The organism is Hymenobacter actinosclerus (genome assembly GCF_900111515.1).
GTDB lineage: Bacteria > Bacteroidota > Bacteroidia > Cytophagales > Hymenobacteraceae > Hymenobacter > Hymenobacter actinosclerus.
Genome location: NZ_FOHS01000004.1, coordinates 312213 through 329041, shown reverse-complemented (window position 1 = coordinate 329041; position 16829 = coordinate 312213). Strand labels below are relative to the sequence as shown.

General features: G+C 60.5%; 16 protein-coding genes. 7 read left to right on the top strand and 9 right to left on the bottom strand.

Going from position 1 to position 16829, the window contains the following annotated elements:
* Positions 1 to 32: 32 nt before the first annotated feature.
* The 3 genes from BMY67_RS16155 to BMY67_RS16145 all read right to left on the bottom strand — a co-directional run bounded on the left by BMY67_RS16155 (position 33) and on the right by BMY67_RS16145 (position 5017).
* Positions 33 to 2441, bottom strand: coding sequence for a 3-hydroxyacyl-CoA dehydrogenase/enoyl-CoA hydratase family protein (locus tag BMY67_RS16155; protein WP_092773561.1), 2409 nt, complete (start codon positions 2439 to 2441; stop codon positions 33 to 35).
* Between the two features lie 144 nt (positions 2442 to 2585).
* Positions 2586 to 3068 (bottom strand): MarR family winged helix-turn-helix transcriptional regulator, encoded by a 483-nt coding sequence (locus tag BMY67_RS16150; protein ID WP_092773559.1) that lies wholly within the window; start codon positions 3066 to 3068, stop codon positions 2586 to 2588.
* A gap of 182 nt (positions 3069 to 3250) precedes the next feature.
* Positions 3251 to 5017 carry an AMP-dependent synthetase/ligase gene (locus tag BMY67_RS16145; protein ID WP_092773557.1) on the bottom strand — a complete coding sequence of 589 codons (1767 nt, stop codon included), beginning with the start codon at positions 5015 to 5017 and terminating at the stop codon, positions 3251 to 3253.
* Positions 5018 to 5212: 195 nt separating this feature from the next.
* On the opposite strand from BMY67_RS16145, the gene BMY67_RS16140 reads away from it, so the two are divergent.
* The 4 genes from BMY67_RS16140 to BMY67_RS16125 all read left to right on the top strand — a co-directional run bounded on the left by BMY67_RS16140 (position 5213) and on the right by BMY67_RS16125 (position 8514).
* On the top strand, positions 5213 to 6421 hold the full coding sequence (locus tag BMY67_RS16140; protein WP_092773555.1) for a formimidoylglutamase: 1209 nt from the start codon (positions 5213 to 5215) through the stop codon (positions 6419 to 6421).
* A 24-nt stretch (positions 6422 to 6445) separates the two neighbouring features.
* Complete coding sequence (locus BMY67_RS16135) at positions 6446 to 6736, top strand: cytochrome b5 domain-containing protein (RefSeq protein WP_092773553.1); 291 nt, start codon at positions 6446 to 6448, stop codon at positions 6734 to 6736.
* A gap of 146 nt (positions 6737 to 6882) precedes the next feature.
* Positions 6883 to 7686 carry an N-acetylmuramic acid 6-phosphate etherase gene (gene murQ / locus BMY67_RS16130; protein ID WP_092773551.1) on the top strand — a complete coding sequence of 268 codons (804 nt, stop codon included), beginning with the start codon at positions 6883 to 6885 and terminating at the stop codon, positions 7684 to 7686.
* Positions 7687 to 7947: 261 nt separating this feature from the next.
* On the top strand, positions 7948 to 8514 hold the full coding sequence (locus tag BMY67_RS16125) for a hypothetical protein (protein ID WP_092773549.1): 567 nt from the start codon (positions 7948 to 7950) through the stop codon (positions 8512 to 8514).
* An 83-nt stretch (positions 8515 to 8597) separates the two neighbouring features.
* Here the strand turns inward: BMY67_RS16125 and BMY67_RS16120 are convergent, their stop codons facing one another.
* The 4 genes from BMY67_RS16120 to era form a co-directional block, all read right to left on the bottom strand.
* Positions 8598 to 8849 (bottom strand): hypothetical protein, encoded by a 252-nt coding sequence (locus tag BMY67_RS16120; RefSeq protein WP_092773547.1) that lies wholly within the window; start codon positions 8847 to 8849, stop codon positions 8598 to 8600.
* Positions 8850 to 9022: 173 nt separating this feature from the next.
* A complete protein-coding gene (gene der / locus BMY67_RS16115) occupies positions 9023 to 10345 on the bottom strand; it encodes a ribosome biogenesis GTPase Der (protein ID WP_092773545.1) in 1323 nt (440 codons plus the stop codon).
* A gap of 83 nt (positions 10346 to 10428) precedes the next feature.
* Entirely contained in the window at positions 10429 to 10842 is a 414-nt protein-coding gene (locus BMY67_RS19390; RefSeq protein WP_177189873.1) for a hypothetical protein, read from the bottom strand.
* A gap of 59 nt (positions 10843 to 10901) precedes the next feature.
* Complete coding sequence (era, locus tag BMY67_RS16110; RefSeq protein WP_092773543.1) at positions 10902 to 11801, bottom strand: GTPase Era; 900 nt, start codon at positions 11799 to 11801, stop codon at positions 10902 to 10904.
* A gap of 213 nt (positions 11802 to 12014) precedes the next feature.
* Between era and hemH the strand changes: the two genes are divergently transcribed.
* Entirely contained in the window at positions 12015 to 13052 is a 1038-nt protein-coding gene (gene hemH, locus BMY67_RS16105) for a ferrochelatase (protein ID WP_092773541.1), read from the top strand.
* A gap of 161 nt (positions 13053 to 13213) precedes the next feature.
* Here hemH and BMY67_RS16100 read toward each other — a convergent pair whose 3' ends face one another.
* Positions 13214 to 13705: a PRC-barrel domain-containing protein gene (locus BMY67_RS16100; protein ID WP_092773539.1), complete on the bottom strand. Its 492-nt coding sequence runs from the start codon at positions 13703 to 13705 to the stop codon at positions 13214 to 13216.
* A gap of 41 nt (positions 13706 to 13746) precedes the next feature.
* Entirely contained in the window at positions 13747 to 14412 is a 666-nt protein-coding gene (locus BMY67_RS16095; RefSeq protein WP_092773537.1) for a hypothetical protein, read from the bottom strand.
* A 128-nt stretch (positions 14413 to 14540) separates the two neighbouring features.
* On the opposite strand from BMY67_RS16095, the gene BMY67_RS16090 reads away from it, so the two are divergent.
* Both BMY67_RS16090 and BMY67_RS16085 read left to right on the top strand, forming a co-directional pair.
* Positions 14541 to 15536: a DUF2157 domain-containing protein gene (locus tag BMY67_RS16090; RefSeq protein WP_092773535.1), complete on the top strand. Its 996-nt coding sequence runs from the start codon at positions 14541 to 14543 to the stop codon at positions 15534 to 15536.
* Positions 15520 to 16740: a hypothetical protein gene (locus tag BMY67_RS16085; RefSeq protein ID WP_092773533.1), complete on the top strand. Its 1221-nt coding sequence runs from the start codon at positions 15520 to 15522 to the stop codon at positions 16738 to 16740. Before BMY67_RS16090 ends, BMY67_RS16085 begins: the two co-directional genes overlap by 17 nt.
* Positions 16741 to 16829: the final 89 nt, after the last annotated feature.

Sequence of the window (16829 nt, the reverse complement as noted above, 5' to 3'; positions counted from 1 at the left end):
TCCTTTCCAAGGAGGGGAACTAGTTCTTAGCTCTAGTTACGCAGCGGTTTGCCGGTCGTGAGGATGCTTTGGATACGCTCCAGCGTTTTCCGCTCGCCGGTGAGGCTCAGGAAGGCTTCGCGCTCCAGGTCCAGCAGGTACTGCTCCGATACTTCGGTGGGGGCACTCAGGTCGCCGCCGCACATGATGAAGGCCAGCTTGTTGGCAATTTTCACGTCGTGGTCGGAGATGTAGTTGCCCTCCTTCATGGCGTGCACGCCCGTCAGGAACATGCCCAGCGCGCCCTTGCCGTGGACTTTGATGTTGGTTTTCTGCACGGGCTGGGTGTAGCCGGCGTCGGCCAGCTCGATGGCGGCGGCTTTGGCCTGGGCGATGACGCGGGTGGAGTTCACCACGATTTCGTCGCCGCGGCGCAGGAAGCCCAGGTCGAAGGCTTCGGCGGCCGAGGTCGACACCTTGGCGGTGCTCACGGTCATGAAGGTGTTGCGGAGCAGGTTGTACTCGGGCTCACCCTCCTCGTATTTGAGGGCGGTGCGCAGGGTCATTTCCTTGGTGCCGCCGCCGGCCGGAATCAGGCCCACGCCAAATTCCACGAGGCCCATGTAGGTTTCGGCCGCCGCTACTACGCGGTCGGCGTGCAGGTTCAGCTCGCAGCCGCCGCCCAGGGCCAGGCCGTGGGGCGCGCTGACCACCGGAATGGAGCTGTAGCGCATCCGCATCATAGCCTGCTGGAACTGGGCAATCATCAGGTTCAGCTCGTCGTACTCCTGGTCGAGGGCGAACATGTACACTAGCCCTAAGTTGGCGCCGGCCGAGAAGTTCGGCGCGTCGTTGCCCACCACGAGGCCGCGGAAGTCCTTTTCGGCCAGCTCCACGCCCTTTAGCAGACCCTGGATTACGTCGGAGCCCAGCGCGTTCATCTTGCTGTGGAACTCCACGTTCAGGATGCCGTCGCCGAGGTCGAGCACCGAGGCGCCGGCGTTTTTCCAGAGCACCTTGCCGGTGGCCCGCAGGTTGTCGAGAATGATGAAGTTCTCGACGCCCGGAATGGCCTGGTAGCTCTTGCTGTCGAGGTCGTAGAACTGCTTTACGCCCGCCTCGCTCACCTTATAGAAGGTTTCGTGGCCGGCATTCAGCATCTCCTCCACCCAAGGCGCTACGGTTTTGCCTTCGGCCTGGGCCAGTTCCAGGCCCTTTTTCACGCCCAGCGCGTCCCAGGTTTCAAACGGACCCATGTCCCAGCCGAAGCCGGCGCGCAGGGCGTCGTCAATCTTGTAGAGGGCATCGGTGATTTCGGGAATCCGGTTGCTTACGTAGGCAAACAGTCCCGCGAAGGTCTTGCGGTAGAAGTCGCCGGCCTTGTCTTTGCCGGCCACCAGCACCTTAAACCGGTCGGCCAGCTTCTCGATGGGCTTGGTGCTTTCGAGCGTGGCGAACTTGATTTTCTGGCTGGCCTTGTACTCCAGTGTATTCAGGTCGAGGGCCAGAATGGCCGTTTTGCCCTTGTCGTCCTTGGTTTTCTTGTAGAAGCCCTGGCCGGTTTTGTCGCCCAGCCACTTGTTCTCGCCCATCTTTTTCAGATAGTCGGGCAGGGCAAATACGGCTTTAGCTTCGTCGTTGGGCAGGTTCTGAGCGAGGCCGTTGGCCACGTTCATCAGCGTATCGAGGCCCACCACATCGGAAGTCCGGAAGGTAGCCGACTTGGCGTGGCCGATAACCGGGCCCGTCAGCTTATCCACTTCCTCCACCGACAGGCCCAGCTGCTGCATCACCTGAATGACATCCATGATGGCAAACACGCCCACGCGGTTGGCAATGAAGGCGGGGGTATCCTTGGCCAAAACGGTGGTTTTGCCCAGGTACAGGTCGCCGTAGTGCATCAGGAAATCCACTACCGCCTGGTCCGTGTCCGGAGTCGGGATGATTTCGAGCAGCTTCAGGTAGCGCGGCGGGTTGAAAAAGTGGGTGCCGCAGAAGTGCTTTTTGAAGTCGTCCGAGCGGCCTTCGGTCATCAGATGAATCGGGATGCCCGAGGTGTTCGAAGTAATCAGGGTGCCGGGCTTGCGGAACTGCTCCACGCGCTCGAACAGGCTCTTTTTGATATCGAGCCGTTCTACCACTACCTCAATCGTCCAGTCGCAGCCGGCAATGTCCTTGAGGTTGTCGTCGAAGTTGCCGGTTTTGATGCGGCTCACATCGGCCTTGCGGTAGAGCGGCGAAGGGTTGGCCTTCACCGTGGCCTCCAGGGCGCTGTTGACGAGGCGGTTTTTCACGGCCGGCGAGTCCAGCTTGAGGCCCTTGGCCTCCTCGGCGGGCAGCAGTTCTTTCGGAGCAATGTCGAGCAGCAGCACCTGCACCCCGATGTTGGCGAAGTGGCACGCAATGCGCGAGCCCATCACCCCGGAGCCCAGTACGGCTACTTTTTTGATGGTACGATTCATATTGGTGGGTAGTGGTTGATTTTTAGTTGTCAGTGCTTAGTTGTCAGTTGTCGGTGCTCGGATGGTTTGCATATGCCTGGCTTCGCTTTCACAAGCCAAATCACTAACAACTAAGCACTGACAACTGACAACTAAAAAAACCCGCTACGCAGCCGACGATTCGGGCGAGCGTAGGGGCTTGAGCTTGAAATTGTCGTACATGGTTTTGCCCTCAATCATGCCGGTAATCTGGCTCACGACGCGGAAAAAGACGTCCAGCTCGCTCTGCGGAATTTCCTCGCGCACCTTCAGGTTGAAGTGGCGCACGGTCTGGCGCGAGATTTCCTTGTTGCGCAGGCCATCCTCGGTCAGGAAGATGCGCACCGAGCGTTTGTCGTGGGTGTCGGCCTGTTTGTAAATCAGCCCCTTTTCTTCCATCGAGCGCAATATGCGGGTCAGGGAGCGGGTTTCGAGGCCCAGCAGGGGCGCGATTTTGGTCGCGGGCGTGCCGTTTTCCTGGTCGATGTTCAGCAGCACGAAACCAATGCTGGTGGTAATATCATGCTTGGCCGCCTGCGTATTGTACATGCGCGAAATGGCGTGCCAGGCAACCTTGATATTGTAATCGACGGTTTCTTCGGGGGTCATGGGAGTGTATCGCAAGTCCGGTAAACATACGGAAAATATGTTATGCTTGCATACTATCTACCGTGAAAAAAGTTTTGACCTCCTGCTTCTGACAACCAGCACCATTTGATGGCAGCTTAAATAGTAAACGCCCTGTAGCAAGGCTCCGGGGCGTTTACATTGTCAGTGGCAGCGACTCTGAATTAGTCGTACAACCCGTCAATCAGGTCCTTGTTGTTGGCGGTAATGGCTTTGCGCTTTACCTTCATGGTAGGCGTCATCTCGCCCGATTCCACGGTCCAGTGCTCGGGCAGCAGCACAATTTTCTTTACCTGCTCCCACTTGGCGAAGCTCTCGTTGTATTTGTGCACGAGGTCTTCGTACATCTTCACCACCTTCTCGTTCTTCACCATTTCGGCCGGTCCGCCCTCGCAGGCCACGTTGTTGCGCTTGCACCAGCCCTTCAGGTCATCAAAGGAAGGAACAACGAGGGCCGAGGCGAACTTCTGTCCGTCGCCGACCACCATGCACTGCTCGATGAGCGGCGACTCCTTCATCTTGCCCTCCAGCACCTGCGGGGCAATGTACTTGCCGCCCGAGGTCTTGAACATCTCCTTCTTGCGGTCGGTAATCTTGAGGAACCTGCCCTGCACCATCTCGCCGATGTCGCCGGTATGGAACCAGCCGTCTTCGTCGAACTCCTTGGCCGTCAGTTCGGGCTGGTTATAGTAGCCCTTCATCACCGACTCCGACTTGGTGAGAATTTCCCCATCGGCCGCAATCTTGACCTCCGTGTTGTCGACAATGGGGCCCACGGTGCCAATCATGTTTTCCTCGGGGTCGTAGCCGCCCACGGCAATTACGGGCGAGGTTTCGGTGAGGCCGTAGCCCTCCATTACGGGAATGCCGGCCGACCAGAACACACGGGCCAGGCGCGGCTGCAGCGCCCCGCCCCCGCTCACGATGCAGCGCAGGTTGCCGCCCAGCGCCTCGCGCCACTTGTTGAAGATAAGCTTGTTGGCCAGCTTGAGCTGGGTGTTGTAGAGGAAGCCGTGATTTTCCTGGTTGTCGTACTTAAGGCCCAGGTTGAGCGCCCAGAAGAACAGGTTCTTCTTGATGCCCTCCAGCTCGTGCCCTTTGGCCACAATCTTGTCGTACACCTTTTCGAGCAGGCGGGGCACGGTGGTGAAGATCTGGGGCTTCACCTCGCGCAGGTTGTCGGCAATGGTTTCCATGCTCTCGGCGTAATAAATGCTCACACCGTTGATGAGGTAGAGGTGAGTAACCATACGCTCGAAGATGTGGCAGAGCGGCAGAAAGCTCAGGGCAATGTCATTCTTGGTTACCGGCACAAACCGCTGGGTATTGCGGCAGTTGCTGAGGATGTTGTTATGGCTGAGCATGACGCCCTTAGGCTTGCCCGTAGTGCCCGAGGTATAAATAAGCGTCAGCAAATCATCGGGCTCGACGGCGGCTTTGAGTGGCTCCAGGTCGGCGGGGTTGCCCTGCTGGCCCATTTTCAGCAGCTCGCTGAAGTGGCGGGCCCCTAGCAGCTTATCGAAGGTGAACACGTGGTCGGCCGGTACATCGAGGCCGTCGATGGCCTCCGTTACCTTGTCGAGCAGCTTCTGGTCGGACACCAGCACGGCTTTCACCCCGGCATCCGCGAAAATAAACTTGTAGTCCTCGGTGGTGATGGTGGGATACATCGGCACGCTTACAGCGCCCAGCTGGGCAATGGCGAAGTCGGCAATCATCCACTCGGGCCGGTTCATCGAAATCAGGGCCACTTTGTCGTCTTTGCCGATGCCGAGGGCCCGGAGGCCCAGGCTGGTTTCGTTTACCTGCCGAACCACCTCATCGGTGCTCATGGGCTGGTAGTGGCCGTCGATTTTAGCGGCTAAGCAGTTGGGCTTATTGAACTGTTTCTGTAAGCGGGGCAGAATATCGAACGTGCGACGGATTTCCATGAGCGGCGAACTGTGCGGAGATGGGAGTTGAGGAGAGAAAGACGAGCGGGAAACGGCAGCGCATCGGCCCCGACCAGGGTTTAGGGCAGCTTAAGTAACTGCTTTTTTCCCGAAACTTCCGCCGTTACCGCCCAAAAACGGCGGGGCGCGTGGCCGGGTTTTGCGTAGCTTTGCCCAACGCCCCTTCCGCGCCCGATGAATCTGGCTATCTTTTTCGATCCGCTGCCCGAAGAGCTCGTACCCGCCGGTGCTCCCGCTACGGTACTGGCCGGGGCTGTTTCGGCCTTTACCGGCGGCACCTTTCCCGACTGGCGCACCGCCGACCTAGCCCTGATTGGCCTGGATGAGTGGCGCGGCAGCGCCGCCGGCGAGCCGGCCGGCCACGGCGCCAACGCCGTGCGCCGCCAGCTCTATCAGCTCCAGAAAGGCAGCAGCCCGTGCCGCCTCGCCGATTTGGGCAACCTGCGCCCCGGCCTCACGCTGGAAGACACGTACCAGCGCCTGCGCGAAATAATTGCCGCCCTGCTCGAACAGGGTACCGTAGCGCTGCTGCTGGGCGGTTCCCACGACCTCGACTACGGCCAGTTTCTGGCTTACGAAACCCTGGAGCGGGCCGTGAGTTTTGCCACCGTGGATGCGCGCGTGGACATGGCCGAGCCCGGAGGCAGCGCCGCGCCCGAAGACAGCCACCTGCGCCGCATGCTCCTGCACGCGCCCAGCTTCCTGTTCAACTTCTCGCAGCTGGCCCACCAGCAGTACCTGGTAGCCCCCGACGTGCTGGCGGCGCTCGAAAAGCTGCACTTCGAAACCCTGCGCGTGGGCCAGATCCGCGACGATATCCGGCAGGCCGAGCCGCTGCTGCGTCAGGCCGATTTCGTGAGCTTTGATATAGCCGCCATCCGCTGGCAGGATGCGCCGGGCTACCAACCGGCCAACCCCTTCGGCCTCACCAACGAGGAGGCCGCCAAGCTGGCCTGGTACGCCGGCTGCAACGACCAGCTTACGTCGTTCGGCCTCTACGGCTACCGCCCCGACCACGACCCCCACGGGCTGGCGGCGATGGTGCAGGCTACCATGCTCTGGTATTTTGTGGAGGGCTATTACTACCGCCGCCGCGAAACCGAATTCCGCGGGCCCACTTTCATCCGCTACGCCGCCGGCCTGCACGGCCCCGCCCGCTACGCTCAGTCGCACCCCGGCGGCCCGACTGACGAGGAGGAAGAGGACGGCCCCGACCGTATCGTGTTTTACAAGTCGCGCCAGACCGACCGTTGGTGGATGGAAGTGGTGAACCTGACTGGCAACGCCCGCCGCGTGGTACCCTGTAGCTACCAGGACTATCTGCGCGCCGCCCAGGGCGACGTGCCCCACCGCTGGATTCTTACGCAGGCGCTGTTGGGGTAAGGAGTTAAACGTTAAATGTGAAAAATGACGGGGCAGAAAGCCGATTTTGAGCCAATTACGGGCGACGGGCGGCCGGTAGCCGAGCAGCCGGTTTACACCCGTGGGCAGCTGGCGCTACGCAACGGGCAGGACCGCGACGAAATCTGGGTGGGATTTCGGGGGCTGATTTACGACGTGTCCCGCTCGCGGCTCTGGAAGCGCGGCAACCACTACGAGCACTGGGCCGGCCAGGACCTGACCCGCGAACTAGAGAAAGATGCCCCCCATACCGCCAACGTCTTCGACCGGTTTCCCGTAATCGGCCGGCTGGCGTAGCACGGGGCTCGGCTGTGGCACGGACTTCGGTCTGTTGCCCGAATACCTGGCCGACCTCCCCTACTGCCCGGCCCTTTCACTGTTCCACACGTTATCGGGCTACGGACTGAAGTCCGTGCCGCCCTCTTCACCCCACGCCTCCGCCCATGACCACCGAAAGCCCCTCCGAATTCAACCACCTCGAAACGCTGCCTACCGCCGCGCTGCTGGCCGGCATGAACCAGCTCGACCAGACCGTACCGCAGGCCGTGGCCCGGGCGCTGCCGCAGCTGGAGGCGCTGGTAGAGGCCACCGTGGCGCGGCTGGGCGCCGGCGGGCGGCTGTTCTACATCGGGGCCGGCACCAGCGGCCGGCTCGGTATTCTGGATGCCTCGGAATGCCCGCCTACCTTCGGCGTGCCGCACGGCGTGGTTGTCGGCATCATTGCCGGCGGCGACACGGCCATCCGCAAGGCGGTGGAAAACGCCGAGGACGACGCCCAGCAGGCCTGGCAGGACTTGCAGGCGTACGACATTACCGCTAAGGATATCGTGGTGGGCATTGCCGCCTCCGGCCGCACGCCCTACGTAATCGGCGGGCTGGAGCAGGCCCGGCAGCACGGGCTGGCCACGGGCTGCATCGTGTGCAACGCCGATTCGGCGGTGGCGGCGGCGGCCGAGTTTCCGGTGGAAGTGGTAACGGGCCCCGAGTTCGTGACGGGCAGCACCCGCCTCAAGGCCGGCACCGCCCAGAAGCTGGCCCTCAACATGCTCACCACAGCCACCTTTATCCGGCTGGGCCGCGTGAAAGGCAACAAGATGGTGGATATGCAGCTCAGCAACGCCAAGCTGGTAGACCGCGGCGAGAAGATGCTGATGGACGAGCTGGGCCTGGAGCAGTCGAAGGCCGCCGAGTTGCTGGAGCTGCACGGCTCGGTGCGGGCGGCGCTGGCGGCGTATAGCGGGCATTAGAATTCAGCTGTTAGCTGACAGCCGTTAGCTGTTGGCTTTCTTTCTAATTGCCTGAGTGGATTAGGGTGCAGCAGGAAACCAGCGGGCTTTTTTCGGAGTTAGCAGGAACCAGCAGGCGTGGGCCTCGCTGAAGACGCTTTTTAATCGTCTTTCGCCTCGAATCGTGCGGGCTGGCTTCTTGCACTTTTCAGTTGGTGCAGGGCCATGTAACTCCAGAAAAAAGCTAACAGCTAGTAGCTGAAAGCCAATAGCTTAAACAACATGCACACCATCGAACCCCATTACGCCTGGCTGGACCAGTACTCGGCCTCCGACGACCCGCTTTCTCCGCTGCACGAGGCCGAAAATAGTCTCGATTCCTACGTTAACACCATCTACGGGTATTACATCCATCCGCAGTGGGACAGCCTGGGGTCCGACACGCTGTTTCTGAAGATTCTGTTCGTGGATTACGAGCTGGGCGCGGCCATTATCGAGTTCATCGGCGAATGGAACGACGCCATCGAAAACGACGTGATGGAGCTCAAGCGCAACATCATTGACCTGATGACGCACGAGGGCATCCGCAAATTCATCCTCATCGGCGAAAACGTGTTCAACTTCCACGGCTCGGAGGATGATTACTATGAGGAGTGGTTTGAGGACGTGGAGGACGGCTGGATTGCGGCCGTGAACTTTCAGGAGCACGTGAGCCGCGAAATGCGCCAGTACAACATCGACTCCTACCTCAACTTCGGCGGCCAGCTCGACGACCTGCCCTGGCGCACCTACCCACCGCACAAGCTGTTCGAAGTGGTTGATGGGCTGCTACAGCGCCGGTTGGGCTAAGCGGGGCAGCTATAAGCACAAAAAAAGAGGCTTCCCGCTCGCGGGAAGCCTCTTTTTGCATCCGGTGAAGGATGCTGCCGTAATTACTGGGCAGGAACGGTAGCAGGAGCCGTGGCAGGAGCATCCATGGCATCAGCCTGGTTCTCCATAGCGTCAGCCTTGGCATCAGCCGAGTCACGAACCATGTCAGCCTTCTCTTCCATAGCGTCAGCCTTCATTTCGCCGGCCTCTTCTACGTTGTCAGCAGCTTGCTCCTGAGCATCTTCGGTTTTGCTGTCGCACGAAGCGAACGAGAACGAAGCGGCGGCCAGGGCGAGGAACAGTACTTTTTTCATGATGGGGGGTTGTTGGAATTTGAAAAGTCGGTTTGAACAAACCAGCCCGATATTTCCGGCTGATTTGGGTCTTTATACTCAAACGGCCGGCAGGTAACCCGACGACCCGAGAAAAAAGAAATATTTTTTCGGGCACTGCCTTAACTTGTTGATTGTCGGGCCGCAACAGTCGTTTATTTCTTGCGGAACACGATGCCGATGGGTACCCCGGTGAAGTCGAAATGCTCGCGCATCCGGTTTTCGAGGTAGCGGCTGTAGCTCTCTTTCACGTACTGCGGCAGGTTGCAGAAGAAGGCAAACACCGGGTTGTGCGTAGGCAGCTGGGTGGCGTACTTAATGCGCACCATCTTGCCCTTCTGGATGGGCGGCGGATACTTCTCAATCTCCTTGAGCATCACCTCATTCAGCTCCGAAGTGGAGATTTTGCGGCGCTTGTTGTTGTACACCTCAATGGCCGTTTCGATGGCCTTGTGCACGCGCTGCTTGGTGAGCACCGAGGTAAAAATGACGGGCGGATACGCGATGGGCGCAATCTTCTCCATGATTTTCGCCTCGAACTCCTTGGCCGTGTTGGTTTCCTTGTTCTCGATCAGGTCCCACTTGTTCACCAGAATCACAATGCCCTTGCGGTTCTTGTCGGCCAGGCCGATGATGTTCACGTCCTGCGACTCGATGCCGCGGGTGGCGTCGAGCATCACCACGCACACGTCGGCTTCTTCCAGGGCCCGCAGCGAGCGGAGCACCGAGTAGAATTCCACATCCTCGTGCACCTTGGTTTTGCGGCGCAAACCGGCCGTGTCCACCAGCATGAACTCGTTGCCGAAGGCGTTGTAGCGGGCCTGGATGGAGTCGCGGGTGGTGCCGGCAATATCAGTGACGATGCTCCGGTCGGTGCCCAGCAGCAGGTTCACGAACGACGACTTGCCCACGTTGGGCCGGCCTACAATGGCAATTTTGGGAATGCCCAGATCGGGCTCCTCCACGCCTTCGTCCTCGAAGTGGCTCACTACGGCATCGAGCAAATCGCCGGTGCCCGAGCCGCTGGCCGAGGAGATGGGGTAGATTTCGCCGTCGCCTACGCCCAAAGCGTAGAACTCGCCGGCCGAGTGGATGCGGTTGTTGGTATCGGCCTTGTTGGCGACGATGTAGATGGGCTTTTTGCCCTGGTAGCGGCGCAGTACGCTGGCAAATTCCTCGTCGAGGCTGTGCACGCCGGCAATGGTGTCCACCATAAACAGCACCACGTCGGCCTCGTCAATAGCCAGCTTTACCTGCTTGTTGATTTCGCCCTCGAAGATGTCGTCGGAGTTGTGCACGTAGCCGCCGGTATCGATGACGGTGTAGTACTTGCCCGTCCAGTCGCCGTAGCCGTAGTGCCGGTCGCGGGTCACGCCGCTCTCGTCGTCCATGATGGCTTTGCGCTGACCGACGAGGCGGTTGAAAAGGGTCGATTTGCCCACGTTGGGGCGCCCGACAATGGCAATGGTGTTCTTCATATGTCTGACTCCAGCCGCCGGCCCGACCAGGTTCGGCAGTGCCCGGAGTAGTTAAGTGAGTGTGTGAGTGGTCGGAAATGGTATCAGTGCAACCGCTTTTTCGGTGGCTGAGTGCTACTGTTTTTCAGCTTAATTTCAATTATTCCCTGCGACGCCCTAGTACCATACAGCACCGTCAGTTGCTTGTCCCGGTTAAGCGAAACAGACGCTACATTCTGTAACGTGTAATAATCCAGGCTATCTGCCGGGAAGAACCGCCCATTGAGTGTCAGGGGTAAGTAGGCCGTTTGTTTCCTTATAGCTGGCAGACCAACTGAATCTTTAGCTGCTGACAGCTCACCCCTTACAGCCATGTAGCAAGCGGGGGTTTGCGGTGGCGTAACAACCGTCTGCATTGCTGCTACCAGCAGTCTGAGGTCGCTCGGAGCCTTATTGGTTTGTGCCCGAGCAGTTAAACCAAGGGCGAGGGAAAGACAGATAGTAAGAGCTTTCATCATCGGGTCAGGTGTTATGTGGTTTCTTTTAGATGCATAGCGCCTAAAAATTCCACACAACACTACTGGCTGTATCCAAAGCGGTTCAACGCTTTGGGGTCGGTGCGCCAGTTTTCGTCTACTTTGACGTAGGTTTCGAGGAAGACTTTCTTCTGGAAGAACTTTTCCATCTCTTCGCGGGCCCAGGTGCCGACCTTTTTGAGGGCCGCGCCCTGCTGGCCGATGATGATGCCTTTCTGGCTGGCGCGCTCCACGTAAATCACGGCCCGGATGCGGATGATGGTTTCGTCTTCCTTGAACTCCTCGATGCCTACCTCGCAGCTGTAGGGTACTTCTTTTTTGTAGAGCTTGAAGATTTTCTCCCGAATCATTTCGGCGGCGAAAAACCGCTCGGGCTTGTCGGTTAGCTCGTCTTTGGGGTAGTAGGGCGGGTGCACGGGCAGGTAGCCCAGCACCAAATCGAGCAGCTCGCCGGTGCCAAACTTTTCGAGGGCCGAGATGGGCAGCACCCGCGCCGCGTTGGGCAGGTGCTCGCGCCAGTAGTCCACCTTCGTTTCCACCTCTTCCTGGTCGGCCTGGTCGATTTTGTTCACCAGCAGCAGAATGGGCGTGTCCACCATCTTGCGCAGACGCTCCACTACCGGTTCCTCGTCGTGCTTTTCGTAGATATCGGTCACGAACAGCACCACGTCGGCATCTTCCAGCGACGAGTACACGAACGACATCATGGCGTTGTGCAGCTCGTACTTGGGCTGAATGATGCCGGGCGTATCGGAATACACGAGCTGGAAGTCGTCGCCGTTGAGGATACCCAGGATGCGGTGGCGCGTGGTCTGGGCCTTGCTGGTGACAATGCTCAGCCGCTCACCCATCAGGGCGTTCATGAGCGTAGACTTGCCCACGTTGGGTTTGCCGATAATGCTCACAAAGCCAGCGCGGTGCGGGGTAGGTTCGGTAGTCATTTCAGTAGCTGAAATTTGGGGTGCAAAGGTAACTCTTTTATAGGCTGTTAGCTAATACCTGTCAGCCAACAGCTTTTTTGTGGGCTGATTAAGGATAACCGGCCACCTTTGCGGTTACATAGCCAGTCAACAGCCCTCAGCAAACAATATTGCTGGCAGCTCCACCATCAAAAAAGCTAACAGCTAACCGCTAATAGCTATCAGCTCAAGAACATGTCTGCTTCCAACCAAGGCCGCATTGGCGTGCTACTCGTCAACCTCGGCACGCCCGACTCTCCCCAGACGCCCGACGTGCGCCGCTACCTCAACGAATTCCTGACCGATGCCCGCGTGGTGGATATGCCGGCCGCCATCCGCTACCCGCTGTTCCGGGGGCTAGTGGTGCCGCTGCGGGCGCCCAAGTCGGCCAAAATCTACCAGCAGCTCTGGACTGAGCGCGGCTCGCCCCTGCTCTACCACGGCCTCGATCTGCAAAAGCGAGTGCAGGAGCAGCTCGGCAACGACTACCTGGTAGCCTTCGGCATGCGCTACCAGAACCCGAGCGTGGAGAGTGCTTTGCAGGAGCTGCGCGACGCGGCCGTGAGCCGGATTATCGTGCTGCCGCTGTTTCCGCAGTACGCGGCGGCCAGCACGGGCTCGGTGCAGGAAAAGGTGATGGACATCGTGAGCAAATGGTGGATTGTGCCCAGCATCAGCTTTATCAGCAACTTCGTCGATGAGCCCGGCTTCATCGAAACCTTCGCCATGCTGGGCAAGGCCGAAATGGCCAAGCACGACTACGACCACATCGTGTTCAGCTACCACGGCATTCCGGAGCGGCACGTGCTCAAGGGCAGCCACAACGGCTACTGCAAGCTGGGCAACTGCTGCAACTCGTACAACAAAAACAACCGCTACTGCTACCGGGCGCAGTGCTTCGAAACCTCGCGGCAGCTGGGCAAGGCCCTGGGCCTTACGCCCGAGCAGTACACCACCACCTTCCAGAGCCGCCTGCAAAGCCGCCTCCGCGACCCGTGGCTGCAACCCTACACCGACGAGGTAATTAAGGAGTACCCCGCCAAAGGCATCCACAACGTGCTGGCCTTCTCCCCCGCCTTCGTCGCCGACTGCCTCGAAACCACCATCGAAGTGGGCGAGGAGTTCAAGGAGCTGTTCGAGGAAGCCGGCGGCAAGCATTGGCAACTCGTGCCCAGCCTCAACTCCGAACCCATGTGGGTAGAAGCGGTAGCCGGCATGATCCGGCGGAACTGAGTTGCCAGTTGCCAGTTGCCGGTTGCCGGTTGCCAGTAAAAAGAACGTCATTCTGAGCGGAGCGAAGAATCTCGCGTGCCACAGTAAACCCTGACGATTGGGTTACTGTGGCACGCGAGATTCTTCGCTCCGCTCAGAATGACGTGCTGGTTTTATCTGTTCTACTTCAGCCGGCGGCGCTGGTAGAAGGTGGCGGTGTCGTAGCTGGGCTGGTTGTAGAAATCGGCTTCCGGGTCGGAGGCGGCGGGCAGGCCCAGGTTGAGGGCGTGGAGCATGGCCTGCTCGTACTCGCGGGTTATCTGGATTTCGTTGTAGGGCGGATAGCGGACCACCGATTCGTAGGTGAGCGAGGGCACGAACACGTTGTCGGCTTCCTCGTCGAGGGCGGCCACGCCGATGGGCAGCAGGATATGGTTGTCGCGCGCATCGAGGCCCAGGCTGTCGTCGAGTTGCAGGTCGAGGTAGCGCACTTTCAGCGCGTCCACGTCTACAATCAGCTCGAACACCTGGCCGAACTGGCGGCCGTCGGCGCCCCGCACGGCCCAGCCGCGCACGTCGGGGTTGTCGTCGGCTACCTCGAACTCGGTGAGGTCGCGCAGGCGGCGCAGGTGCAGGCCCTGGGCCGAAGGAATGGGGTCGGAAGGAATTTCCATAGAAAGCAGTGTTGAAATCGGGAAGAGGAAAGCGGCCGGCCCTAGCGACCGGCGGGCGGCGCGTTGAGGGCCCGCAGCAGCTTGGTGGCCCGCTCGAAGTAGCTCCGTAGCGCCTGCTGTTCCTCGGTGGTGGCCGCCTGCCCGCTCAGGTCGGTGGCCTGGGCATTGAAGCGCTGGGCTTCGTCCTGGAGCTCGGGGTAGCCCTGCTGCTGGATGGCCTGCATAAGGTTGGAGGCGGCTACCAGGCCGGGCCGCAGGCGGGCGGCGGGCTCGTCGAGGCGGGCCGTGGCGCTGGTTAAATCGTCGCGCCGGGTCTGGATTTCGGGCGTGCGCAGGTCGTCGCGGTCGACGAGGCCGACCAGCGAGGAGGTGAGCAGGCGCAGGGCTTCGTGGCCGTAGCCGGGCCGGGCCGCGTCGCCGGCCACGAAAGCGGCCAGCACCTCGGGCGTCACCGGGGCGGTGGCGGCCATGTCGCCGGTCATGTCGGCTTCGGGGCGGGGGCCGGTTTCGGCGCCGATGAGCGTATCAGCGGGCACGAGCGGGGTTTCGGCCGGTGGCGGGGGGGGTGGGGGCGGCGTGCTGCGGGTAGCGTTTATTTCGGCCTTGAACAGAAACCAGGCGCCCAGGCCCACCACGGCCAGCACTACCAACAGTAGCAGCCAGGGGCTGGGGGCTTTCTTTTTGCGTTGAATGTTGATGTCGGCCATAGGAAAAGAAGTGTAGCGTGCGCTAGCCTTACGCGCGCCGGCCGCATTATGATGCGGCCAAAGCGGCGGCCAGGCGCAGCAAGCCGGCACCATACCCCTATATTCAGCTTTTCAACTGCTTTTGCCGCATGCACACCGATCCTTTTTTAGCCGAACTCCGCGACCGGGGCCTGCTGACACCCGGGCAGTCGGCCGCCATTGCCACCGACGAGCGCACCCGGCCCTTCTCGCTGCACTACGAAATCCGGACGCTGCTTTACCTGGGCATCACGCTGCTCAGCGGCGGGCTGGGCGTGCTCATCTACGAGCACCTCGACCAGATTGGGCACGGCGTGGTGGTGGCCGTGGTGGCGCTGCTGATGACCGCCTGCCTGACCTACGCCGCCCGGCACCGCCAGCCCTTCAGTTGGGGCCTGGTGCCGGGCAACAGCCTGCTGGCCGACTACCTGCTGCTGCTGGGCTGCCTGCTGTTTCTGGTGCTCGAAGGCTATTTGCAGGCGCAGTACGCGTTGTTTGGCGCCCGCTACGGCTTGGCGCTGGCACTACCGGCCGTGCTGTTTTTCGGGCTGGCCTACCGCTTCGACCACCGGGGTGTGCTTTCTATGGCCATTACCGCCCTGGCCGCCTGGGTGGGCCTGAATACGCAGCCGTTAGCCGTATTTAAGAACGATTTTTTGACTGCCTCCGTGAGCCGGGCCGCTATTGGCCTAGGCACAGTGCTACTGCTGGCTGGCTGGCTTAGCGAAACGCAAAACCGCAAGGCTCATTTTGCTTATACGTACATCCTGCTGGGGGGCAACCTGCTACTCGGAGCCGCTACCGCCGCCATGTTCGCCGACGTGCTACGCCCGATGATATTGCTGTTGCTGCTGGTTCTGGCCGTGAGTGCCGGGCTGTTCTGGTACGGTCGGCGGGTTCATTCGCACATTTTTCTGCTCATCGGGGCGGCTTATGGCTACGTGGCGTTTACCTACGGGTTGGGTGAGCTGATTGAGTGGGTTAAACTGGGCTTCCCTTTCGAGCTGGTACTGTTCTATTTCATGGCCTCCACCGCGGCAGCCGTCTGGTTTCTTACGCACCTCAAACGCCTGGCCGGCACCGCTGCTCATGAACAAGGCATATAACCCAATCTGGGCCCGCAACGAGGCCCTGCGCACGGCCGCCCAACGCTGGCACCGCCGGGGGCTGCTGCCGCTGGCGCAGTTGCAGGCCATTCGCGAAGCTTACCCGCTCGATTTCTACCGGCCCAACATCTACCTGCAAATTCTGCTGTTTCTGCTCACAACCTTGGGGTACCTGGCCACCAGCGGCTTAATTGCCATGTCGGCTTACGAGCTATTCGATTCCGTACTGAACTGGAGGGGGCAGATTAAAATCGGCGTTGTTACCCTGGCTGCGGCATTGGCCGGGCAGTTGGTATTGCAGCGCCTTATTACGTCCTCGCGCACTTACCGCGCCGGCTCAGACCAGGCGCTGCTCTACCTCAGTCTGGGTTTTGCCGCCATTGCCTGGCAGGCGTTTGTCGATGCCGCGCTGCCAAACGTTATCGACTTTCTGCTGCTCGATTCGCCCTATCTGGCGCTGTGGCTGCTGCCGATGCTGGTAATGCTGCTCTGGGCTACGGCCCGCTTCGGCGACGCGCTGCTGGCGGCCCTGAGCTATGCGGCAGTGCTGGGGCTGCTGGCCAACGGGCTGCTGCAATTCGGGTCTGGCCGGCTGGTGCTGCCGTTTGCCGTCATGGCAGTGGCCGCGGGCCTGTACCAGCTGGTGCGCTATCTGGCCGCCCGCACCGATTACTGGTATTACCGCAGCTGTTTTACCACGCTCGAAGTGCTGGCGCTGGCCACGTTTTACCTGGGCGGCAACTACCTCATCGTGCGCGAGGGCAACGCGGCCATCGGCGGGCTGCCGGTTTCCACGCAGATTCCCTTCGCGCCCGTCTTCTACCTGCTCACGGCCCTCGTGCCGCTGTTCTATATCTGGCAGGGCCTGCGCCAACACCGCCGGACGTGGCTGCTCACGGGTCTGGTGGCCCTGGCCTTTTCGGGCTTTACGGTGCGCTTCTACTACTCCGTGCTGCCGCTGGCCACGGCCAGCGCCCTGCTCGGCGCGGTCCTTATCGGGCTGATGGCCGCGGCCCTGCGCTACCTGCGCACGCCCCGCCACGGCCTCAGCGCCGACGCCGAAGATGGTTCCGCCGAGCGGCCCGGCCTCAACCTCGAAGCCCTCATCGTAGCCCAAACTGCCCACGCCCCCCAGGCCCCCGAGCCCGGCTTCCAGTTCGGCGGCGGCCAGAGCGGCGGCGGCGGGGCTGAAGGACAGTTTTAGGTGAGATATGAGACATGAGAAGTGAGACATGAGATGTGAGAAGTGAGAAGTGAGACATGAGTAGAGAGAAGTGAGAGGGGAGACTTCCG